A 22,894-nucleotide genomic window follows, 5' to 3' on the forward strand; every position below is an offset into this window, starting at 1 on the left:
TCGCCTCCTACACGCGGTAACGCGTGCCTGCGGGTACCTCGTTGTCGGCATTGATCACGAGCTGGCCATCGGCAGCCCGGCTGATTTCCAGCCACGGCAGCGGACGCGGCGCCGGACCGCCCACCACTTTTCCGCGATCGTCGAAACGTGATCCGTGGCAGGGACAGGCAAACCCCTGCTGGGCGCGCGAGACGATGCATCCCAGATGGGTGCAGGTGGTGGAGATGGCGTAGAAGCCATCGTCGTCGCGGAACAGCACCAGGTTTTCATCGGAGAAGAGGGTTTCGCTGCCGGCCGTAAACTGCTCCGGCGCACCCAGCTTGAAGCGCCGCACCGGCCCTGGCAGTACCGCGGGGTTTGGCAGCCGGAACAGCCCCGCTGCCGCAGTGCCAACCGCGGCAAAGAAGCTGCCCAGCGACGCGATGCTGAGAAAACTTCGCCGGCTTACGCGGGGTGGGTCGAGACGGGACATGGCTTCCACTCCTTGGCGAAACTGAATTGCTCCATGGTGATTGCGGTTGTGGGACAGCGTTCGGCGCACAGGCCGCAGCGGATACAGCGTTCTTCGTCCTTGATGATGGCGGAAAGGTCGGACACATCGAGTTCCAGTGCGCTCACCGCCGCCTGCCCTTCCGGCGTGGGCGCGATGCGATCGAAAGACACCAGCTTCAGGCACACCGTCGGACAGACATCGACACATCCGCCGCACAGGATGCAGCGCTCGCCGTCGAAAATGGTGTTGATGCCGCAATCGAGACAGCGTCCGGCCTCGGCGCGCGCCTGCTCTTCGTTGTAGCCGATCTCCACCAGCGCCAAAGGGTCCTTCAGCCGCTCTTCCGCGGAACGGGTGGGAATGGCCAGGCGAGCGCGTCGTTCGTAGTGCTTTTCCCGCCGGTAATGCTCCAGAGGAGCGTGGAATTGCACTTCCTCCGGCGTGATCTCCCGGCCTCGCAGATGCCGGTAGATGGAGCGAGCGGCCTGCTTGCCGCTGGCAATGGCATGAATCATCAGCCGCGGTCCGTAGGCGATGTCACCGGCGATGAAGATTCCCGGCGCGGAGGTGGCACAGGTCGCGGGATCGTTGACGATCTGCTGCGGCGAGCGCATTTGGATGCCGTCGCGCTCCGCATCGAGGAAGCTCAGGTCCGCCGATTGCCCGACCGAGAGCAGGACGGTGTCGCCCTCGATCTCGGTGGTGACGGTCTCGTCGAACTTGGGAGCGAAGCGCTTGTTCTGGTCATAAACCTGGCTGCAGCGGACAAAGCGCACGCCCCGCACAAACTTCTGCCCGTTGCTCTCCCGCACCAGGATTTCCTTCGGCCCCCAACTGTTGTGCCGGAGGACGCCCTCTTCCTGACCCTCAACGATCTCTACCGTGTCGGCGGGCATTTCTTCCAGCGATTCCAGGCAGACCAGATTCACCTGGCGTACGCCGGCCATGCGAGCCGCCGTGCGGGAGACGTCGTACTCTTCCTGTCGCAACACGGTGCGCGCCACGTCATAGGCGACGTTGCCACCGCCCACCACGATGACGCGCTGGCCGAGTTCCACCTTCTTGCCCAGGGCCACGTCGCGGAGAAAATCCACGCCGCCCATCACGCCGATGGCATCCACGTTGGGGATGGGCAACGCCCGCGAGCGTTTGGCGCCGCAGGCGATCACAACCGCCGCGAAGTCGCGCCGCAGGTCGGTAAAGCTCACGTCCTTGCCCACCTGGGTATTGCAGCGAATCTCCACGCCCATGGCCTGGATCACCGCGACTTCAGCCTCGATCAGTTTGCGCGGGAGACGGTAGCCCGGGACACCCGTAGCCAGCATGCCCGCAGGTACGGGATCCATTTCGAAGATGGTCGGACGGAAACCCATCAGCGCGAGATCGTGCCCGGCGGCCAGACCGGCAGGCCCGCAGCCGATGATCGCGATACGCTCTCCCGAGGGTTGGGGAAACGCGGCGTTGGCGAGGAAATCGAGAAGATGACGGAGTTCGTCGAGGTCGTCGCACTGACGATCGGCGTTCTCGCTCTTCAGGTACGGGAACAGCTCTTTGCCGGCATCGGCGCGGGATTCGCACCCGAATTTTTCGCACACGAAGCGCTTGAGCGCGCGGATGGAGATGGGCTGGTCAATGCTGCCGCGCCGGCAGGCAGTCTCGCAGGGTGCTCCGCAGATGCGTCCGCAGATGGAGGCCAGAGGGTTTGGACCGCGAGCGATCAGGTAGGCGTCTTCATACTCGCCCGCCGCAATGGCCCGCACGTAACCGCGCGCATCGGTGTGGACCGGACACGCGTACTGGCATTTGATCTGTTCGCGCCAATACTCCCGGTCTGCGAATCGGACCTGGTATCGCTGCTGGTCCAACGGTTCCGCCTAAGAAGAATATGAATAAAGCGACAGAGTGCGCTTTGGATCGCGCCTCGTCTATGACAGAAGTCACACCCCAAGAGGACATCTTCACTTCTAGCGGTCAGAAAGTGCGCCGGCTGACCGTTCTCTGCCTTCGAAACAGGTTGCAAGGGCCCCTGGTCCCGAACCAGATTCCATCGTCTATTGAAATCTGTTGAATTCTGCTGTCTGTTACTGATTGATGTTGAATCTGTTGCGGGCTGCTGGTTGAAAGCTGTTGAATCTGAGTGCTTCTGGATGCTTTCACCGCCACAGAATCGACTACATTCCAAGATAACCGATCTGGAACCGCGTTACCTTCGCCGTGCTCGCCCGCTTACTATTTTCCCCCGCTGTTCTGCACCGTGCTCAGTTGGCTCCGGAGGTTCGCCAGAAACGTTGTGGCGGTTGCGCCCTCGTACTGGTCGAACTGCTCGCCGTCGTCCAGCGCGAATATTGAACCGGCTGTGAGTTCATAGGCAGTGGAGAGTACGTAGTCGCCGCCCGTCGGGCTCGATTTTCGCAGGAACATCACGTAATCCGTCTGATCCTTGGGAAAGCCCACGCCGGCGAAAATGATGCGGCGGACGTGACCCGACGGGAAATAAACATCGCCGCCGCGTCGGGTGACCACAACGGCCGATCTGGTTGTGATGGGTGCGGTCCCATCCTGCTTCAGAACCTCCGTAACAGTGACAGTGAATTCGGAATACACTCCTGTCTTGTCGCGTGTCACGAAGCCGCTGGACGAGGTCACTCGGCCGATCAAAACCACGTCTGCACTGCTGATCGGCAAACCTTCCTTGGGAGCAGCCGAGTCGACCGTCACCGACACGGTTGAACTCTTTGGCGTGGGATCGGTTGCGATTGGGTCGGCCAGCGGATTAGAAAAGAAATGCCGCATACGATCATCTTTGGCGGTGCGTGCTGCAGCGTCCACGCCGGAGCGGACGTAGTCGGCTCGTGGGCCTTCAGCGGAATGTAACCGGGGAGGTTTGGTTTGCTGGAGTTGCGCGCCAGCGGTTGCTGACATCACAAGAATCACTATTGCAGGCAGTAGCCTGAGGCATCGGTCCAGTTGTGTTCTCATATGTACCTCGACACTATTTCTTGGAAAAGCGGACTTAGAGGCATATCAGCAAGGCGTCTCTCCTTCATTAGGCGTGACGTGTCTTATCCCTTCTATTCCTATCTGTCGAAGATGGTTTGTCACGACTCTAAATTAGCGTCGCCCTTTGTGAACATGGCGATATCCTCCAGCGTGTCTTCGGCAGTTCCTGCGAGATTCGAGTCTAGAGCGCATCTCTGAACCAGCGGAACGACCTTATCGAGGTGCAATCGATGGTGAAGGCGTACGACATGCCCAAGCGCCACCAAGGCCGCTCGCCGGACCTCATATCTCTGATCCGAAAGCGCACCCACAAGTACCGATTCGACCCATTCCCAATCATCAATTGTTAAAGCCGCCCGTATGAGTGCATCCGAGGCTATCTGGCTGGAGCTGACCAAGGCTCGCTGTACTGCTTCCTTGGATATCTGCTTTGGTTCTTCGTAGTTCATTCGGGTGCCTTAATAATTAAGCCCTTCTTATCGGTTAATCCCGCTTTCATCAGAGAGTTCCTCTGCTGCTGCGTGAGCTTTTCCCAACCCCGGACATGGCCGTGAAACACTCCGTCCCGTGTCTGGTCTAACACCACAAGTTGCCCGTTCTGCCTGTCAACACCGACTCTCCTTAGAGACGTGTCCTTCACTTGCACGGAGTTGTCTAGTGCCGCTTGACCGTCCTTCGGCCCTTGGCTCGCTCCGCCCCGGTCTTCGGACCCGTGCTTAGGGCTCGGTTCAAATCGAGGTCCGTCTGGCTGAGCAGGGGTGCTTTCGCTGTTGGCTGATGCATTGGCTTGCTGAGCTTTACTAGGTCGGAGCGCCTCGCTAACCGGCTAGCGCCACGATCCAACCTACGATCGCTAGCAGATTTACTGCCGCCAGCGCGTACCACCATCGGTTTCCACGTCTCGCGGCGTAGAGTGACGCTGCAGAGTTGAGAAGAAATCCAGCTACCTGAACGTCCCAAAGATGACGGAATGGAATCCAAAACTCCAGGGTCAGCAGGACAACTAGTGCGACCGAACTCAGGACTCCAACGATGTTCGCTGTTCGACCCATCATCAGCATGCCCCCGCCAAGTCGCAAACGCCATGCAAGATGGGATGTTCTTCGGGATCGTATTCGCCGGTGTGAACATCGCCGAATGTTGTCGGTTGACCGGATTTCGGTTCAAACGGAACCTGGTCGACGTTGGCGTGTCGCGAACTGCGATCCTCGGCTGGAGTGCGGAACTCGTCAAAGCCGACGTTAATCCCTGCCTTTCGTGGCTCATACCCAGCCTGTTGCCAAGCAGCCTCGGCCTGCGCAACGGTCCCTCTAAAACTCCATATGGCGTTTAGCTCTTGGTGCCCGCCATGATTCTCGAATGTGAAGCTGAAACGACTATCTAGCTTCCCGCCTGCCGTTACGCCGCTGGTAGCACCGCTTCCCTGAATCCAATATCCGGTGGACTTCGCTCCCTTCGCATCGGCGAAAGTCACACTCTTGCCGTCAAAGGTTCCGGTATATTTGTTGCGACTCTGATCCGTAAGATTTCCTTTCTCATCGCTCTTGATAACCGTTTTCCGGTAATCCCCATTCTCGTCTTTGTAGTACACGTAGCCGCCTTGGCACGTTGTGCCGTTGTTCTCTGAGCAGTTCTGATTGAAGTCGAGTCCTGTCGGGTCCGTGAGATTGATGGGGTTATTCCTAACGTAGGAGTAGAGGTTCCATTGCTGGGGATCCCTGATGCGCTTCTTAGTGATGAAGATGGGATCGGGCGTCATAAAGCGCCCGAGGCTGGAAGCATTATACCTGGCACCGAAGTTATCCAGTCCGCTCTCGCTATCCCGTTCTTTGCCGGTGAAGTGGCGTGGACTCGGATCGCTTCCTGAGCAGCTTTGCGCGTCGCCAAAGGGCAGATTCGTGCACCATTCGTGCAGGCCTCCATCCATTTGCGTACGCGCGCGCTGCGTTCCCAGCCAATCTGAGTGTGTGAAGTACGTCGTCGCATCGGCATACGAGCCGATGTGGTGCCCGCCAGCGTAAATTTCGCCCCGTATCCAGGACCCATCCGTGACGCTCAGCGTCGTTACGGCGCTGCCGCCGAGATCGTACAGATACTCGACGCTCTCCGTCCCCGTGCGTTTCACCCGACGCCCCTGCGCATCGTACACGTATGTGAAGCTGCCATTATCCCCCGAAATGATCCGGTTTTCAGCGTCGTAAACATACGTATGCGTACCGTCCGACAGCAGGTTGCCTGCAGCATCGTAGCTGTAGCCGTCAATACGGTTGTTCTGCTGGGTGAAGCTGAATGTTGGCGTCAGGCACGACCCGTTATGGGAGCGTAAGTCAGCGTATAGCTGTAGGGCGTGTAAGTTCCTGGGTCGCTGCCCCCGGTCAACGCTGCCCCTGACGGAGTTGCCGGAAACGATGTGCCGGTAAAATTCGAGTTCCCGGTACTGGACGAAGCAGACAGTGAGTAATTGACAGTGGATCCAACTGCCTTTGTGGCCAACGCCAACGTCCCACCCGCCGCAGTCGCCGTTACTGGCGATCCGGAATCGCCATTAAAAGCGACGGCCAGCGCCGAGGCCAGCGAAGAGGGGGTTGAAGATTGTCCATAAGACACCGACTTCGCAGTCCCATTTACGGTGGCCGTGATCGTCCCGGTGTCGTAGACGGTGTTGTACACCGCGTTCTGACCGCCCGTCAGGCTCGCCCCCGAATTGCTGGGCGTAAACGAGGAGTTCGCGAAATTGCCGGAGCTGAACGTGTACGACGACGACAGTGAATAATTGCTCGCTGTGCCCGTGGTTTTGGCGGTCAAGTTCACGGTGGCCGAATTCGCATTTGCGGTTACCGCCGCCGCGCCGTCACCGTTGATCGCCGACGCCAGGGACGAGGCGATTCCGGCCGCCGTCGAGCCCTGTCCCCACGACACCGAGTTGGCATGGCTATTGACGGTAATTGTCATTGTCCCTGCGTCGTACACGGGGACGCCGATGTCGTGTCCACCGGTGAGCTTGGCTTCTCGTTCGCGGCTTTCGGCGGGGATGCTGCGGCCACCTTCAAAGCGAAATGCGCCATGTGTCACGGCGCCGATGCCAGCGGGAATACGGCAATGGGGAAGAAATTCAACATCCCCGACCTGCGTGCGCCGACGAGATCAACGAACTCGCAACCTATGTTCGTCAATTGAAAAAGTGAACCGGAGTCTGCCGCGGTCCTGGCCTGCCTGCATTGGTGATAATTGGAATCTCACGACAGCAGCGGACGGAGGTGACTGAACCGCGTGGCGCAACTTGTCCCGTTAGCGCCTCGTGCAGCGCTCGACGTGATGCAGCGACACCACGAGAGGACCGGTATAGAAAACAACGGTGGCTCCGGCGCTCATTCGAGCAGTTTGCTCGAACCAGGCAGTCTGATTGCGGTTTGTCGGTTGTACTGCAGGAGTCAAGAAATGCTCGCGAGCTCTTTCTTGCCGGCCGTTGCCTCTTGCGCCTCGTGATGGGCCTCCAAAGTCAGGTCTCGCGTTCCCAGCTGCACCCCAATTTTCTTCAGGAAGTCATTGGGCGGAGAGCCGCCGGCAAAGATCCACACGAAATCGTTGGTGATTTCGTGTCGCTCGCCCTTGACGTCGAGTATGACGGCGTCCTGCCGGAACTCGATCGGCTTGGAATTGAAGATCACCTTGACCTTGCCCGAGCGCATGCACTTCTCGATGCGCTCGAGGTTCCGGGCCTTGATGCGGGCAAAGCTGTCCTGACGGTAGGAGAGCGTGACCAGGTTGCCGACCTGGTTGGCCAGTCCCATCGCCGCCTCGACCGCGCTGTCGCCACCGCCGACGATCAAGATCTTCTTGTAGACGTAGTGATCGGCCTCGATCAGCCGGTACATGACTTTCGGCAGGTCTTCGCCTGGGACGCCGAGTTTGCGGGGAGTGCCGGTTTTGCCGAGTGCCAGCACGACGGCCCGCGAGCGGTATTGGGCTTTCGAGGTAACGATCGAAAACAAGCCGTCAGGCCCTCTTTGAATGTCTTCGACCTTCTCACCGCTGCGGACCTGGAAATCGGCGCGCTGCATGACCTTCTGCCAAAACGCCAGCAGGCTTTCCTTGGAGAGTTCCATCTTCTTGAACTTCCCGTACATGGGAAATTCGACCGGGGTGGTCATCACCAGTTTCTGGCGGGGAAATTTCGCCACCGTGCCTCCCACCTGGTCCTGCTCGATGGTGACGTAGTTCAGCTTGTTCTCAATCGCTCGCAGCGAGGCGCTGATGCCGGCGGGACCGGCTCCGACGATGAGGACGTCGCAAACGCCGGGAATTTCGCGGCGCGCATGCTCGCTCGTGAGGCGACCGGCTATGGTGTCGATGCAGTCACGACCCTGGTTGACGGCATTCTTGATCAACGCCAGCCCGCCCAGCTCTCCCACGATAAAAAGATTCCGGACGTTGGTTTCGTACTCGGGAGTCAGGAAAGGCATCTCGGCGCCCATGCTCGGGGTGGCCATGACCATGGTGATGGCGCCCACGGGACAGACTTCCGCGCACAAGCTGTGGCCGACGCACTTGTATCCGTTGATGATGGCGGCCTTGCCCCCAACCATCCCCAGCACGTCTCCTTCGGGACAGACCGTGGTACAACTCTGACAGCCAATGCAATAGGTGACGTCAATGTGCGGATGCTGGGCTCTGGGACCTCCAGAGAACAACTTCCCTTTTTCCGCGGCCGCTTGCCACCGCGCTTCCTTTTTCTTCAGGCCCTTCAGGTAGCCGCGCACGAAGAACAGCAGCACCGCGCCGGCGATCGCATACGATACGAGTGAATCCAAGCCCCAGGCCATCATAGATATCCCAACATCCACACCACGCCGATGTGGAAAATGGCCAGGACCGCAAACGAGTAGCTGAAGGGCTTGTGGACCACGTGCCAGAGGTGAAACACCCGCTGCGCGCGCGAAAGAAACGCCAGGCGCTTGGACAGGGAAGAGTAATCGCGGGCAGCGGCGACCGCTTTTTCCAGCTCCACGTGTGAGCTTTGAAACAGGCCGCCAAGCGTGGACAGCCATTCCATGCCGCTCAAGGTCCGGCGGCGCAGGCGAGCGATGCGAAAGGGTCGAATGAGGTCCAGAAAAATCATGTATCCAAGTGCCACAACCACGGGCATGCGCGCTACCTGAGCTTCCGTGGGGACGTCAAACAGGGCCCACAGGTCGGTTTGCCGGATCAGGCGCTGCGACGCAAGCGCATCGGCATACTGCTCCTGCATGTCGCGCGTTTCGCCGAGCGACAACTCCGCCGCGGTCACGCGCCGCGGTATCTGGCCGTAGAGATAACGGCCAACCACGCCGCTCAACGCGACCGCGGTCATGATCCAGAACGCCATGCCGGCAAAACCGCGGAATTTAAACGACCCGTGGAAGGCGATCACGAAGGGCGCAAAGACTCCGAGCAGGACGTGGAAATCCATCCAGTGCTTGGTGCTTCCTTGGCGCGACAGCCACGCCCAGCGCTTGCGCAGCGGGTACAAAAAGATCACGAGAAACATCAGCAAGCCGATCACGCCGAGCTTGATCCCGATGGCGCCGCTCGGCTTGAGCAGCGCGTGCTTGGCAGAGTACGGGCGTTGCGCCGCGTCGAGGGTGTAGTAGTCGAATCCGTAAATGGCCACGCTGAATATAACGGTCAGGGCGGCGGCATACCCGACGATAAGGCGAACGGCATGGCCGCTGAGCGAAAATCGGGGCAGTGTGGGTTGCGCGATGGAGGTGGTGCTCATGGTTTGGCCTTCACAGTTTCCTCGACGCTGACGTCGAAATGCTGGTAGCCGCGGAAGCGGTGGACGTTGCGCCAGTGCTGGCGCGCGGTTTCAACCTCCACTGTGGCCACCGACGGCAAGCGCAGGGTCGCATCCACGCCGCGCAAGGTGACCGGGGCGTACTCCACATCGGTGCGCAGCACGCGCAGTCCGATGTCGTCCATGCTCTGCGAAAGCTCGGCTTCGATGCGGACGATACTGCCGGACTCGGGATCAATCCATGCCGTACCGGTCAGGTCGAGGGGATATTCCCGGCCGCGGAGAACAAGCTCCGTGGTGGACGGCTTGTTCGGGCGATGGCGGAACCGGACCTTGGCGAGGGTCTGCCCCTTCGCGTCGTCCATTTCAGGCGGTGAAAAATCGAAACTATCCTGGTAGGACGGATGAAATACCAGCAGCAGGGTGGCGAAACCGTTGGTCACCAGCATCGGGACACTGGTCTTCTTGGCCGCACCCTGCTGTTCGAGGCGCGATTCCTGCAAGCTCAGGTCTGATCCTGATTCCTGCGCGATGACCAGGTAATCGTAGACCGATTTTTCCTGGTGCTCGACTTTGCCGCGTTTCGTGAGCTTGATTTGCGAGACCTCTTCCGTGCAACGCACTTCTGAAAACAGCTTGATGAAGTTCCCAACCTGCGCGCGCGTGCGATCAACAATGTCGGCGGGCTGCTTGTCGGCAGCGGGCGCGGCCAGCGCGCAGAGCAACAGCGGGCATAGGAGCAGACGGACCAGTCTCATGGAGCCACTCCTATCCGGGAGCGATTGTCGAAGCGGTAGCCGAGGGTAAGGATCCACTGGTCGTAATCGAGAACGCCGCCCCGCTGCGTGGTGAAGTCGCCCTGGAGGAAGTAGTGGCGGGCGAACGAAGCATCGACCGACGAATTGATAAACCGGGATGCGCCCTGGGCGCTATAGGTAGATACCAGCGTCTGCCGGCCTGCCTGGATCTGCCAGTGCAGGGAGTCGCCAAAGTTCCGCGACAACGCCAGCGACCGGTAGCTGCCCGAGCCGAATGAGCTGTCGAACTTGGAGGCGCGCACGTCAGCCCGCAGGCCGGTCTTCCAGATGTGGTCCCAACTGACGCCGTACAACTGGTTGATCGAGGTCTTCTGGTCTCCCGTGCGCTCGCTGCGGCCGATGTCGGTGTACACCGAGACGTGCCGCACCGGTTCGACGCGCACGCCTGCGCTCAGGCCCTGGAAAAGATACTTGTCCACCAGCCCGGTGCTGATCAGTTGCACCGAAAAACTGGGAACATCGCGGAAGTAGTTGTGGTTCAGGTCGAAGGAAATGCGCGGGTGCGGCTGGAAACGCAACGTAGTATAGCTGCGGCTCAGGCCAGCGCCTGCCCGAGTGACGCCCGGCGCAGGACGCGGATCATCAGCCTGGGCCGATTGATAGATGGAGAAGTAGCGTTTGAAAAAGATTCCGTTCTCGAAAAATATGAAGGGGCGATCGAGTATCCAGCCCAAGCTGCTCAGCGCCACGCCCGACGTGCTGGTGTAATGCACCGAGTCGAAGCTGCCGCCCTCGAAGTTGACGAACACGCCGGCGATGCGGCGGTCGGGGTTGTAATCCCAGGAGGTCGGGTCGGGTGTGGACCCGGCAAACATGCCGGCTGTCGCTCCGTGCCCGAGCTTGCGGCCGACGTAGCCGCCATCGATGGTGTCGAGGCTGCTGGCCCACGGCAGGTACAGGCGGCCGAAACCGGCCACCCAAGTTGATTTCGGGTTATCGTAGCTGACGCTGAGGTGATAGGTGCGATTGATCAGGTCTTGCAGGGTTTGCTGGCCGGCGTAGGAGCTGCTGGTGAGACGGCCGCGCCAGTATCCGCTCATGTTCCAGTAGGTGCCGCCGATGCGCGTAATATCCGCCCGCAGCACGCCGCCGATCTGAGAGCTGCTGGATGCGACCGAGCCGTGGCTGCTGATGCCGCTGTAATCGAGCCCGACCCGCCCGCGCGCCCGGTTCACCTCCGGCAGCGGCGGGCGCGGAATTTCCTCGCGCGCCTCTTCGTCCAGCGGGTCGCCTTCGCTGAACGTCACCACTTGCGGATACTTGCGCTGTCCACCAACAGCGCGTGCTTGAGCGAGGGCTTCGGCGTCAAGCTCGGAAAGGTAAGCGATGTCGCCGGCACGAATTTCACCGGTTGCGCTCTTCACGTCACATACGGCAGAGGTCGCCGCAACCGAGGCAACTTCCAGTTCGGCCACTGCCACCATGTCCTTGGCCGCCCCGGAATCAACGCGCCGCTTAATGGTGAGCTTGGTTCCCTGCGCGAGGCCGGCAGCACGGCCGCCGATGAGGTACACGGCATCCTGACCGACGTACTTTACTTTGAAGTCGGTCTGGATATTGAGCGCGGGCGGCAGCAGCACGGCATCAACCTGAACCGGTTGCGCAGGTTGCGCTGGAGAAACCGGTGACGGCTGCGGCTGTGCCTGCGGTATAGGCGCTGGTCGTGGCCCTGCATTTGGCACGGGCGCCGGCTGTGACGGTTGAGGCGGCGGCAGCAATGTGGCATCAAAAGATTGCGCAGGTTGCGCGGGAGAAACGGGCGCAGGCGGCTTCGGAGCTGGCTTTGCCTCGGGTGCCGCTGGCGTCGCCGGCTGGCTTGATTTTGTTGCTGGCTCCAATGGCGGTGCTGCTGTTGGCGGCTGTTTTGCAACGGGCGAGGGTTTCGGCAGCGGCCCCTCTGTGGGCGCTTGCGCGGCGCGTGAACGGAAGATTTGCGACAGCGAGAGTTGCTGGCTGGCGGGTGTTGCCCCTCGCGATGGGCGTGCAACCGGAGCGGCCTGCGCTATCGTTTGCCCGGAACGCTGCGCTGGAGCTTGCACCGCGAGTTCCAGGTGAAACAGCGGTCGTCGCGGCAATGTGTGCAGCGCGCGCAGCAGGTTGCGCTCCTGCACGATTCGCCTTGCCTGCTCGCCCAAGGAGTTGCTGTCGGCATCGGTGGCCTGCGGTTGGTCGGTTGGCTGCGGCTGCAGCGCTTTCCGTGCTTGCTCCGCCAACGATTCCTGGCCCGACGCCTGCGATTGGCTTGGTAGCTGTTTTGCCTGCAGCACCTTCTTGGCCTGTTCAGCTAAGGACTGCTCCTGTTGGGCGGCGCCCACTCCGGCACTCGCAAGCAGAACGCACATCACTTGTGCCAGCCTCGCGGCGTCACGCGCCCGCAACACTTGCTTCCCAGATCGAATTCTTGTCCACATGTTTCGCCCAGCTTGCCCCATTAGCCGCCGCCACCGTTCTTATGGCAGGAGTAGCAGTTCGTGCTGTTCCAGACGAAGCCTTTGACGCCTGAGTGTTGCGAGGTGGTTTGCGCCTGCGTATGGCACTGGGTGCATAGGAACACGGTGTAGTCAGAAGGATTGGTGTGGCAGTCGCTGCACAACTGCGCCGAGTGGTGCGGAATCTTGAACCAGGTGTGATTGAACGTCGCACCCGCCCAGGTGGTGGTGGTGTGGCACGTCTGGCAGGTGGTGGGGAATCCCGCCGCGACGTGGTTCGGGTTAGTGACGGTCTGGTACTCGGTCTTGTGACACGAATAACAGTCGGTCGGCGTGCCCGCGTATTTTCCGTTGATATGGCAACTGGCGCAGGCCACGCTGGTGTGCGCGCCGGTCAGCGGGAAGGCCGTCTGGCTGTGATTGAAGGTTGAGGGCTGCCAGGCAGTGGTCGAGTGGCAGACCTCGCACTGCTGCGGGAACCCGGCCGTGACGTGATTCGGATTCGTGGTTGAGTTGTAGTTCTTCAGGTGGCAGGACACGCAGGCGGTATTGGCCGCCGTCAGCATGACCGCGCCATGGCAAGACGAGCAGTTCAGGGTGGTATGCGCGCCGGTCAGCGCCCACCCCGTGGTCGCGTGATTGAACGTCGCACCCAGCCAGTTGGTGGTGCTGTGGCACAACGAGCAATCCGTCGGGAAGCCAACCGCGATGTGATTCGGATTAGTCGTCTGCTGGTAGGTCGACATGTGGCACGACGAGCAGGCTGCGTTGGCGGCGGTGAGCGGAGTGCCCGCGTGACACGCGGAACAGGGTTGAGTGGCATGCGCGCCGGTCAACGCAAAACCGGTGGTCGCGTGATTGAAGGTGGCGCTCAGCCAGTCGGTGGTGCTGTGGCAGGTCTGGCAGGTCGTCGGGAAAGCGACCAGCGTGTGATTCGGATTGGTTGTCTGCTGGTACGTCGACATGTGGCACGACGAGCAGACCGCGTTGGCGGCAGTGAGCGGAGTGCCCGCGTGGCACGCGGAACAAGGTTGGGTGGCGTGCGCGCCAGTCAGCGCAAAACCCGTCGTCGCGTGATCGAACGTCGCGCTCAGCCAGGTCGCTGTGCTGTGGCACTGCGTGCAGTTCGTCGGGAAAGCGACCACCGTGTGATTCGGGTTCGTGGTCTTCTGGTAGTCCGCCAAGTGGCAGGAGGAACAGGCGGTCGAGATGGCGGTGTAGGTTCCGCCGGTGTGGCACTGCGTGCAGGGCACCGTGGTGTGCGCGCCGGTCAGCGGGAACGCCGTCTTGCTGTGGTCGAACGAGGCTGGCTGCCAGGCAGTCGTCGTGTGGCAGATGTTGCACTGCTGCGAGAACCCGCCCGTCACGTGGTTTGGATTGGTGGTTTTGTTGAAATCGTTCAGGTGGCACGACACGCAGGTGGTGTTCGCTGCGGTCAGTATCCCGCCGGTATGGCAGGCCGAGCAATTCAGGGTGGCGTGCGCGCCGGTGAGCGCAAAACCGGTGCTGGCATGATCGAATGTCGCGCCCAGCCAGGTGGTCGTGTTGTGGCACAGCGTGCACTGTTGCGAGAACCCGATGGTGACGTGATTCGGATTCTGCGTCCCGTTGAAATCGTTGAGGTGGCACGACACGCAGGTGGTATTCGCCGCGGTCAGTGTCCCGCCGGTATGGCAGGCCGAGCAATTCAGGGTGGCGTGGGCGCCGGTGAGGACGAAACCGGTGCTGGCATGATCAAATTTCGCGCCCAGCCAAGTGGTCGTGCTGTGGCACTGCGAGCAGGTCTGCGCGAATCCGATCTTGACGTGGTCGGGGTCCTTGGCGCCGTTGTAGTCCTTGGCGTGGCAACCGATGCAGTTTGTCGGCGTGCCCTGGTAGCGCCCGCCCACGTGACAGGCGACGCAGTCCAGTTGGGCGTGCGCGCCGGTCAGGGGGAAACCGGTGAAGGCCGCATGATCAAAGCGCGCGCCCGCCCACGAGTCCATCGTGGTGTGGCACTGTTGGCACTGCGTCGGAAATCCCAAGGCAGTGTGACTGGGCGATTTCGTGCTGAGGTACGAATTCATGTGACAGCCGACGCAATCGGTGGACAGTCCCTGGTACTGGCCGACGGCGGCGCCTTTGTGGCAGGACTCGCAATCGGCGACCGCGTGCGCGCCGATCAGCGGGAAGCGGTTCTGGTGCTCGCGAATGGATTTCAGCGAGATCGTCCAGCCGTTGACGCTGTGGCATTGCTCGCACTGCGCTCCCATCTGGCGGCGGTGAATGTCGGCATGGCAATCGGCGCACTTGTTGCCCACGTTGGCAAACACCGCATTGGTATGGCACTGCTGGCAGGCAACGTCCTTGTGCAGGCCGCGCAACGGGTACCGCGTCTTGTTGTGATCGAATTCCGGCACTTTGCGGATCGGCTTCCAGCCGCTAAACGTGTGGCAGTTCTGGCAGGGAATGTCGAGCTTGCCGTGGGGGCTGCGCGTGGTTTCAGGCACACGCGGTGGCTGCGCTGGAACGCCACCAAGCGTGGTCAGCAGCAACAGAACGAATTGAATTGCCAGTGTCGACACCAAGCGCCTTGCACTTTCCCGATGGAATCCACTTCCCAGGTTCGGTCCCTTGGTCGGCTGTGAACTACCCCACGACAGCGGCTGCGGGAGACTTCTTCGCGGCTCGCTGGCATCCCTGGCGCGCTCATCCCTAAACGCGCGATAGGAGAGGGTGTTGTTGAAGCACTACAAGCAATTCCCTCGCCGTCGACAGTACCGTTTTAGTGTGGGGCGGGGAAGATTACGAAATCCCGTGTACCAGCGGCCATCGCGAATGCCAGAGGGTAATCGTCCTGCCGATCAATTGAGGAGGTTGGATACGAGAAGGCGTGAAAATTTCACCTGATTCCAGCAAAACTTGCATGCTGTTGAAAACATTCACCTGCGGCTAGCGGCACGACACGATTGCCGGGTGCTTGTTAGCTGCCGGCGCGAGGCGCGGCCGGCGAGGTTACCGCCGGCCCGTGGCAAGCCTCGCATTGCACGGGAGTGAGCTTGTAGTACAACACGTCGCTTCCGTTCACGGTTTTGATATTGCTGTGGCAACGGACGCAGCGGACGTTCCGGTGCACGCCCTCGAGCGGCAAGCGGGTGCGGTTGTGGTCAAACAGGGAAGGCTTCCACTTGTTGCTGTTGTGGCAGCTTTCGCATTTTGGGGATGTCGCGGCAGTAGCGAACTGGCCGGCGTGGACATCCTTGTGGCAGCCCTCGCATGTATTCGGCGCGGTTCGGAAATCAACGTTTGCCAGGTTGGTTTCAAGATTCGGCGGCTTGTGGCAATCCGCACAGGCGACTCCGCGGTGAGAGCCGATCAGGACGAATTTTGTGGAAGCGTGGTCGAAGCGCGACAACTCCTTCCACGACGATTGCGAATGGCATGCTTCGCAGCCGCCTGGCTTACCCGCGCTGGTCTTCAGCATGCGTTCCGCGAATTGACCCCGATGCGGGTCGCGGTGGCAGGCGGTGCAGGAGCGGTCCTCGAACCGGTAACGTGCCACTTTTTCGAAGCTGCCTTCTCCGGTTGGTTTATGACAATCGCCGCAAGCGACCGCCAGGTGACCGCCGGCGAGCGTGAAACGCGAGGTCTTGTGCCGCTCCAGGGTGAAGGTTGAGGGCCGGAATCTCTGCACCGTGTGGCAGGACTCACACCGGTTCAGGGTAGGAGCGGCGGCGAACTGCCGGTCATGCGCGTCTTTATGGCAGTCGGTACACAGGCCGAACTTGATGCGATAGAGAGTCGCCTTGCCCGCGGGAAGGTGGCATTTTTCGCAACCGACTGAGGCGTGCTTGCCCTCGAGCGGGTACGCAGTCGCCTTGTGCTCGACCAGCCCGAACTTGGCCGGTTTGAAGCCTTCCACGGTGTGGCAGCCTTCGCATTCCCCTTTATCCGCACGCTTGGCGAATTGCCCTGAGTGGGGATCGGGACGGTGGCAATCAGAGCACTTCCGGAACGCGACCGGCTTCTTGAAGTCACCACTCGCGTGACATTGCTCGCAGCGCAGCAGCGCGTGTTTGCCCAGCAAGGGGTATTTCGTGGTCGCGTGATCGAACTTGCCCGCCAGTACGGCCGGCGCCACCGACTTCCAGGTTACGGTGCTGTGGCACGATTGGCAGGAATTGACAAAGGTGCCGCGGTGCGGGTCGGCGTGGCAGCCGGTGCAGCGATCGAAGATCAGCCCGGTCCAGCGCGGAGCTCCGCCTCGCTCCGCCGGTGTATGGCACTTTTCGCAGAGTACGCGCGCGTGCGCCCCGGTAAGAGCGTAGCGCGTACGCGCGTGATCGAACTTAGGGACGTTCTTCCAGTCGTTGGTGGTGTGGCACTGTTCGCAAGTGCGGCCCAGTTGCTCGCGATGCGGATCCTTGTGGCAGGCGACGCAATCGCGGGAGAGGCCGAGATAAGTGCGGCCCAGGTCCTTCATTTTGATCAGCGGTTTTTCAGCTGCCACGATGAAGGCCGGCATATGACAGCGGTTACAACTCAGGGCCGCGTGTTTTCCGGTTAAGGGCCAACCTGCCTGGGCGTGATCAAACTGCTGCCGCGAAGGCTCCCACTTGATAAGCGGAAACTGCTCACCATTGTGGTCGGAGTGGCAACGGGCGCAGGTCTGGCTGCCGGCGCTTTTGGCCACGGAGCGGGCGTGGAAGCCGCGCCCGGCGGCGATCCTGCCGGCGATTTCGCTGTGACAGTCCAGGCACTTGAACGTGGCCTGCCCGCCGAGGCGATGACAGCTGGTGCAGTTGGTTGCGCCCTCCAGGAAACGGTGAGAGCTGGAGAGGGGGCCGGGAGAAATTTGGGCTCGAGCGGTGCCGGCACACAGCAGGATGGCCGCAATACCAGCCAGGCGCAGCACGGCCCGGATGCCAAGGGACAAACCGCACAAAACGGAAGTGGCGCTCCAGTCTTCGTGTCGCTGTGCCAATCTATCGCCTCACGATGGAAGTCCGCCGGTTGGCTGCGTTGGGGGGAAACTACTACATCAGCCCGCCGAGCGCATATTGAATTGTGTGGCACCGATGGCCATGGCCATCCGCGATGTCGGAACACGAACCCCGGTCCAGCCCGCGCGAAGCAAGATCAATTCGCAGGCTGAGCTCCCGCCGGGCGCAATGACCGTCTCGCGAGTATGCCCGCTCCCAGGTGCGGAAGGATTTCCCCGGCCTCATCTGATCTCACCCGCCTCGGATCGAACGTCCTGGCCGCCCTGGAACGCGAGCGGCAGGTACTCTGCTCAGTGGTCGGGTCATGACGATGGAGCGTGATTCAAAGCGCCACCCGGATCGTGCCTGAACCTCTCCCAGAGTTTCTGACCGACCCACCCAACCAAGTACCATTGGAGAAACGAGAGCGCTACTATCGTCAGCAGTCTCCAGCCCCCCTCCGAGATTCCCGCGAAGAAACGATCACCCGTCACCTGCGGAAAAAGCAGATTCTGGCCACCTCTCGCCAAGGCGAAGGAGGGGAACTCGACCCAAAAGGCGAGGTTGAAAAACGGATGCGTGAACGGAGACTCTACGATCCCGATGGAGTGTCCCGCAAAGGTATATCCCGCTCCTGCTGGATGGCCCCACGGATCATGTTTGAACGGGTACGACGCGTGAGCAAAGGCGATCCCAAAGTAAATCCAGAAGCAGAGATTTGCGGCAAGGAGAACCTTCACGAATTTCCCCGCGCTATGGGACCGCACTGTTTCAGGCATCCTGCACTCCTTTACACATTAGACACCGGCTACTACTTGGGAGGGTCGGGAGGCATCTCGTTATAGTTGTGATGAGACTCGATCCCCTTTTGGCCTCGCGTTGGGTCTAGTGCGCGGACGGCATTTTCTCCGGCGATTGAATCGCGCATATTTGCTCTTGTCCCTGCCGGGGCTCCGCCGAGCATGTCTCCCCATATGTGTCCCAAAACCTCGTGACCAAACTCCTCGGCTGTATTTGCTTGAGGAATCTTCTGCGCTACCGCATCAGGGTCATAAACAGCTCCCGCTGTTCGAGTCGGGTCGATGATTGCGAGGAAAGGGTTCATGTAGCTTGTGGAGCCTCCGTTGAGTGGCAGACCCGTGTCCCAACTCGACTGCCTTGCAAGGTTGTCGTAACTAACAGTTACGGTTCGGCTGTCTTGTACCAAGGCCCCGAGTTTAGCTGCATTCGGACTCAACGCAGAGAAGCTCTTCATATCTCCGGTGATTGCTATCGTCGTCTTGCTCGTTGTCCAGTGGATGCCGAGGAAGCTGTGATCGGTGGTTACAGTATTGGTGGTGACGCGCTTCGCGGCCTCAGCGTTTCCGGTCGCAGTCGCCGCGTCCTTTTGGCACTGCGCTGCATTGTTCGCGCACACGATCTCGTGGCCATCTGCGTCTCTAAACGAAACTGGATTGTTGAGCGCATACGCGTACAGGTTCCAGCTCTGCGGATTCTTGCGGTTGGAGTACGACACCGAATCGGGCGTCATGAACCGGCCGATCGTGCTGGCGTTGTACCGGGCCCCGAAGTAGTCGAGGCCGGTTTCCGAGTCACGTTCTTTGCCGGTGAACTTGAGGTGGTTCTCCGTAATCGTGGGAGTCCACTCGGCCCCAAACGGAAGGTACGTGCCCGACCAGATGGGCCAGCCGCCCCAATTGGTGAGCAATTGGGCCGAGCCGAGGTGATCGCCATGGTAGAAGTGCATACTGTCGATGTACGGCCCAGCCCCTCCCCAAGTTTCGATTTGGTACGTCCGGCTGGAACCTGCCGTCCCCCACACATTCATCGCGACCGTCTTCTGCTCGGTATAGATCGGGCGAACCGTGCCGTCCGCGCTCACCAAAACGATGTCCTTGTAAAGAATCTACCAGCTACTGCCCGGCGTGGTGTTTCCGTCGACAATCAAGCTGATGGATGATATCGCTTTCCCGGCGTACTGGCTCAGGTCAATCCGGCGCAGATGGTTGGTATTGCTGATGGTGTCGCTGTTCATCTGCTGGCCGTCTTGGTCGTAGGTGTACCAATTCGTATTGGAAGCGTCAGAGAAGGTAACCATCATCCCGCCCTGCGCCCCGTTTTGCTGCCACTGCTGCAAGAACAGTTTGTCGCCGTTCTGGATGACGTACCCTGCGTATGCTGCTGCGTTAGGGAAATCAAAACCGGAAACCTGCCAGCCGCAGTTTGAGCAATTGGTACCCATAATCTCAATCTGGTAATGATAGCTGTAGGCGCGAACAATCCGCCGTCCGTTAGCATACACGTAGTCCGTGTAGTACCCTGTGGCGATGTCTTGTTCCGATATCAACTCCCCGCCGAAGTAAACATAGCCAGTAGAACTGCCGCCCGCATCCTTGCGCACGCGCTGCCCGTCGGCGTCAGGCACGAGCCGTTATATGTGTTCTGGTGCCAGCGATTGCCGTACCGGTCGTAATCCCAACTGCATCCCGAGCCGTTCGTCGCCACGGCCGTCTTGAGCCGGTTGAAGGTGTCGTAGGTGTACGTCCAGCTACCGTTCACTGAGTCATTGGCATTGAGAATATCGCCGTTGGGAGCGTAAGTCAGCGTATAGCTGTACGGCGTGTAAGTTCCTGGGTCGCTGCCCCCGGTCAATGCTGCCCCTGACGGAGTTGCCGGGAACGATGTGCCGGTAAAATTCGAGTTCCCGGTACTGGACGAAGCGGACAGTGAGTAATTAACCACCGATCCAACCGCCTTGGTGGCCAACGCCAACGTCCCACCCGCCGCAGTCGCCGTTACTGGCGATCCGGAATCGCCGTTAAAAGCGACGGCCAGCGCCGAGGCCAGCGAAGAGGGGGTTGAAGATTGTCCATAAGACACCGACTTCGCAGTCCCATTTACGGTGGCCGTGATCGTCCCGGTGTCGTAGACGGTGTTGTACACCGCGTTCTGCCCGCCCGTCAGGCTCGCCCCCGAATTGCTGGTCGTAAACGAGGAGTTCGAGAAATTCCCGGACGCAAAGGTGTACGACGACGACAGTGAATAATTGCTCGCTGTGCCCGTGGTTTTGGCGGTCAAGTTCACGGTCGCCGAATTCGCGTTTGCCGTTACCGCTGATCCGCTATCGCCGTTGATCGCCGACGCCAGGGACGAAGCGATTCCGGCCGCCGTCGAGCCCTGTCCCCACGAAACCGAATTAGCATGGCTGTTGACGGTAATCGTCATTGTCCCTGCGTCATACACGGGGACGCCGATGTCGTGTCCACCGGTGAGCGTTCCGCCAGAGTTAGTGTACGAAAAAGACGCGTAACTGAAGTTGCCGGAATCGTACGTGGTCCCCGAGGACAAGCTGTAATTCGTTGACGCGCCGGAAGTCTTCGCCGTCAGAGTAACCACCGAGCCGGAAGCGCTGGCGGTTACCGGCGCATTCGAATCGCCGTTGACGCTGGAAGCTAATCCCGCGGCGATGGTCGAACTCGTTGCGCCCGATCCCCAATTGAGGGAATTGGCGTGACCATTGACGGTGACGGTCATCACTCCCGCATCGTAGACGGTCGTGTACTGCGCGTCCTGACCTCCGGTCATTGTCGATCCAGAGTTGCCGGTGAAAGACGAACTGCCAAAGTTCGACGTGTCGTACGAGTATCCCGACGACAGCGTGAAGTTTTGCGCAGCTCCGGTCCCCTTGGAGGTCAGATAGACCGTGGTGCCTGATGGAGATGCAGTGGCCGGAGCGCCGCCATCCGCATTGATCGTGCTTGCCAGGTTGGAAGAATGGCGGAGAGAGAGGGATTCGAACCCTCGATACGGTTTCCCGTATACACGCTTTCCAAGCGTGCGCCTTCAGCCACTCGGCCATCTCTCCGGAGACACTTCGAAGGCGGGACGACTCTCTTATTCTACCTTTTTGTCGCCCAACTGCTGGGTCAGGTAATTCTGGATTCCCATTTCCTGGATCGCATGCAACTGGCCTTCCAGCCAGTCAACATGGTGCTCTTCGTCCATCAGAATCTGCTTCAGCAGCTCGCGCGACCCGTTATCGCTGGCGGCCTCGCAGGTGCGGATGCCGTTATTCAGGCGCTTCACCGCGTCGTACTCCAGTTGCAGGTCGTTCTTGAGCTGCTGTTCGATGGTCGCGCCGATATTGATCTTGAAGTAGTCGCTCATGTTCGGCGTGCCGTCCAGGTACAGGATGCGCTCGATCAGCTTCTCGGCGTGGGTCATCTCCTCGATGGATTCCTTGCGCGTGGTCTCCGCCAGTTTGTAGTACGTCCAGTTCTCGCACATTTCCGCGTGCAGAAAATATTGGTTGATGGCCGTCAGCTCCGCCTTCAGCACTTCCTGCAGGACCGCGATTACTTTCGCATCGCCTTTCATGATTGCCTCCCTTCGGCCAGGCACATCGATGATTGCCGGATGGAATTGCGAACCCAGAAGTTTACCAGATGGGAGGCACGCCCGAATGTTGCTCGCAGTTTGGCAACGCCGGCGGAAATCTGGTTGACGGAGAAGATCCACTCAGGAAGAGGGCCTACATTCCCAGGGAGGAAGCCAGCGGCTCGTGCTCCTGAACAGGTCCCGGCGGCTGGCCTGATTTCCGATGCGCTATTCCGCCACCTCGGCGCTGTTGGAGGCGGCGGCCGCGGCTTCGGATACATCCGCCGCTGCGGCGCCCTTGTTCATCAGCCGGTGGTGAATGCAGTACAGCGCCAGTTCCAGGCGGTCGGAAACGCCCAGCTTGTCGTACACCTTGCGCAGATAATTCTTGATCACCTGCTCCGTGGTTCCGACCTGCTGCGCGATTTCCTTGTTGCGCATGCCCTGCGCCACGCAGGAGACGATCCGCAGTTCCTTGTCGTTCAGGCGGTTCTTGGGACGCGGCGCGGTCAGCAGCGTCGCCTGCGAGCGGTAGGCCTCGATCATCCAGTTGACGCCGCGGTTGTCCAGCCAGGTCTCGCCCTCGGCGACCTTGCGCACGCACTTCACCAGCAGGTCGGGGGCGATGGAGCGCGTCACGATGCCGCGCACTCCGCGGCGCAGGTATTCCACCGTCTGATCGGCATCGACATCGCCGGTGATCACGATCATCTTGACCTCCGGGGCGCGCTTCAGAAATTCCGTCGCCGCTTGCGGTGCATTGGAAGAGATGCGCGACTCGAACAGCAGCACGTCAGCGGGAAACTTGGCCACCGCCGAGAACGCCTGGGCCAGCGTTTCCGCCTGCGCGACGACGCGCAGGTCGTCCTCCACCGCCAGCACTTTGCGGATGCCGACGCGGAAAATGGCTTGCGAGTCGGCGATGATGACACGAATGGGTTGGCCGTTTTCGGCCGAGGTGGGTTGGCCGTTTTCGCCCGAGGTGGGTTGAGTCTCCGCTTGTGCTTTGGCCAGTCGGCTGGCCATGTGGCTCCCCCAGG

Annotated in this window: 17 protein-coding genes and 1 tRNA gene; all 18 read right to left on the reverse strand. The window is 60.5% G+C overall.

All coding sequences use genetic code 11. The annotated features are described in order from the left end of the window. Positions 1 to 7: 7 nt before the first annotated feature. The 18 genes from LAN70_15325 to LAN70_15410 all read right to left on the reverse strand — a co-directional run bounded on the left by LAN70_15325 (position 8) and on the right by LAN70_15410 (position 22,880). Positions 8 to 472: a ubiquinol-cytochrome c reductase iron-sulfur subunit gene (locus LAN70_15325; GenBank protein MBZ5512524.1), complete on the reverse strand. Its 465-nt coding sequence runs from the start codon at positions 470 to 472 to the stop codon at positions 8 to 10. Continuing rightward, positions 445 to 2,358: an FAD-dependent oxidoreductase gene (locus LAN70_15330; GenBank protein MBZ5512525.1), complete on the reverse strand. Its 1,914-nt coding sequence runs from the start codon at positions 2,356 to 2,358 to the stop codon at positions 445 to 447. The genes LAN70_15325 and LAN70_15330 overlap by 28 nt, the downstream gene beginning before the upstream one ends. 364 nt (positions 2,359 to 2,722) lie before the next feature. Continuing rightward, positions 2,723 to 3,472, reverse strand: coding sequence for a hypothetical protein (locus tag LAN70_15335; GenBank protein ID MBZ5512526.1), 750 nt, complete (start codon positions 3,470 to 3,472; stop codon positions 2,723 to 2,725). A gap of 119 nt (positions 3,473 to 3,591) precedes the next feature. After that, positions 3,592 to 3,942 (reverse strand): hypothetical protein, encoded by a 351-nt coding sequence (locus tag LAN70_15340; protein ID MBZ5512527.1) that lies wholly within the window; start codon positions 3,940 to 3,942, stop codon positions 3,592 to 3,594. A gap of 605 nt (positions 3,943 to 4,547) precedes the next feature. Continuing rightward, positions 4,548 to 5,642: an RHS repeat-associated core domain-containing protein gene (locus LAN70_15345; protein MBZ5512528.1), complete on the reverse strand. Its 1,095-nt coding sequence runs from the start codon at positions 5,640 to 5,642 to the stop codon at positions 4,548 to 4,550. 149 nt (positions 5,643 to 5,791) lie between these two features. After that, positions 5,792 to 6,565, reverse strand: coding sequence for a hypothetical protein (locus tag LAN70_15350; protein ID MBZ5512529.1), 774 nt, complete (start codon positions 6,563 to 6,565; stop codon positions 5,792 to 5,794). A gap of 359 nt (positions 6,566 to 6,924) precedes the next feature. Then, entirely contained in the window at positions 6,925 to 8,304 is a 1,380-nt protein-coding gene (locus LAN70_15355) for an NAD(P)-binding domain-containing protein (protein MBZ5512530.1), read from the reverse strand. Positions 8,305 to 8,315: 11 nt separating this feature from the next. After that, on the reverse strand, positions 8,316 to 9,251 hold the full coding sequence (locus tag LAN70_15360; GenBank protein ID MBZ5512531.1) for a hypothetical protein: 936 nt from the start codon (positions 9,249 to 9,251) through the stop codon (positions 8,316 to 8,318). Then, positions 9,248 to 10,027, reverse strand: a complete 780-nt coding sequence (locus LAN70_15365; protein MBZ5512532.1) for a hypothetical protein — start codon at positions 10,025 to 10,027, stop codon at positions 9,248 to 9,250. Before LAN70_15365 ends, LAN70_15360 begins: the two co-directional genes overlap by 4 nt. Further along, entirely contained in the window at positions 10,024 to 11,667 is a 1,644-nt protein-coding gene (locus LAN70_15370; GenBank protein ID MBZ5512533.1) for a hypothetical protein, read from the reverse strand. The genes LAN70_15365 and LAN70_15370 overlap by 4 nt, the downstream gene beginning before the upstream one ends. An 851-nt stretch (positions 11,668 to 12,518) precedes the next feature. Next, the gene (locus LAN70_15375) at positions 12,519 to 15,080 is read right to left on the reverse strand and encodes a hypothetical protein (protein MBZ5512534.1); all 2,562 of its coding nucleotides are present in this window, start codon (positions 15,078 to 15,080) and stop codon (positions 12,519 to 12,521) included. A 398-nt stretch (positions 15,081 to 15,478) separates the two neighbouring features. Then, positions 15,479 to 17,479, reverse strand: coding sequence for a cytochrome c family protein (locus LAN70_15380; protein ID MBZ5512535.1), 2,001 nt, complete (start codon positions 17,477 to 17,479; stop codon positions 15,479 to 15,481). An 809-nt stretch (positions 17,480 to 18,288) separates the two neighbouring features. Further along, the gene (locus tag LAN70_15385) at positions 18,289 to 19,362 is read right to left on the reverse strand and encodes a hypothetical protein (GenBank protein MBZ5512536.1); all 1,074 of its coding nucleotides are present in this window, start codon (positions 19,360 to 19,362) and stop codon (positions 18,289 to 18,291) included. A gap of 21 nt (positions 19,363 to 19,383) precedes the next feature. Continuing rightward, on the reverse strand, positions 19,384 to 19,878 hold the full coding sequence (locus tag LAN70_15390; GenBank protein MBZ5512537.1) for a hypothetical protein: 495 nt from the start codon (positions 19,876 to 19,878) through the stop codon (positions 19,384 to 19,386). Beyond that, positions 19,821 to 21,062: a hypothetical protein gene (locus LAN70_15395; protein MBZ5512538.1), complete on the reverse strand. Its 1,242-nt coding sequence runs from the start codon at positions 21,060 to 21,062 to the stop codon at positions 19,821 to 19,823. The genes LAN70_15390 and LAN70_15395 overlap by 58 nt, the downstream gene beginning before the upstream one ends. A 190-nt stretch (positions 21,063 to 21,252) precedes the next feature. Further along, a tRNA-Ser gene (locus tag LAN70_15400) sits at positions 21,253 to 21,342 on the reverse strand. Between the two features lie 29 nt (positions 21,343 to 21,371). Further along, positions 21,372 to 21,854: a bacterioferritin gene (gene bfr / locus LAN70_15405; protein MBZ5512539.1), complete on the reverse strand. Its 483-nt coding sequence runs from the start codon at positions 21,852 to 21,854 to the stop codon at positions 21,372 to 21,374. Positions 21,855 to 22,082: 228 nt separating this feature from the next. Then, positions 22,083 to 22,880, reverse strand: a complete 798-nt coding sequence (locus LAN70_15410; protein MBZ5512540.1) for a response regulator transcription factor — start codon at positions 22,878 to 22,880, stop codon at positions 22,083 to 22,085. Between the last annotated feature and the right edge of the window lie 14 nt (positions 22,881 to 22,894).

It is taken from the genome of Terriglobia bacterium (genome assembly GCA_020072845.1).
GTDB lineage: Bacteria > Acidobacteriota > Terriglobia > Terriglobales > Acidobacteriaceae > JAIQGF01.

Excerpts from the sequence above, each read along its gene's own strand:
- LAN70_15335 (MBZ5512526.1), bottom strand. The coding sequence starts at position 3,472 with ATGAGAACACAACTGGACCGATGCCTCAGGCTACTGCCTGCAATAGTG.
- LAN70_15365 (MBZ5512532.1), bottom strand. The coding sequence starts at position 10,027 with ATGAGACTGGTCCGTCTGCTCCTATGCCCGCTGTTGCTCTGCGCGCTG.
- LAN70_15410 (MBZ5512540.1), bottom strand. The coding sequence starts at position 22,880 with ATGGCCAGCCGACTGGCCAAAGCACAAGCGGAGACTCAACCCACCTCG.
- bfr (MBZ5512539.1), bottom strand. The coding sequence starts at position 21,854 with ATGAAAGGCGATGCGAAAGTAATCGCGGTCCTGCAGGAAGTGCTGAAG.
- LAN70_15395 (MBZ5512538.1), bottom strand. The coding sequence starts at position 21,062 with ATGACCGGAGGTCAGGACGCGCAGTACACGACCGTCTACGATGCGGGA.
- LAN70_15325 (MBZ5512524.1), bottom strand. The coding sequence starts at position 472 with ATGTCCCGTCTCGACCCACCCCGCGTAAGCCGGCGAAGTTTTCTCAGC.
- LAN70_15360 (MBZ5512531.1), bottom strand. The coding sequence starts at position 9,251 with ATGAGCACCACCTCCATCGCGCAACCCACACTGCCCCGATTTTCGCTC.
- LAN70_15340 (MBZ5512527.1), bottom strand. The coding sequence starts at position 3,942 with ATGAACTACGAAGAACCAAAGCAGATATCCAAGGAAGCAGTACAGCGA.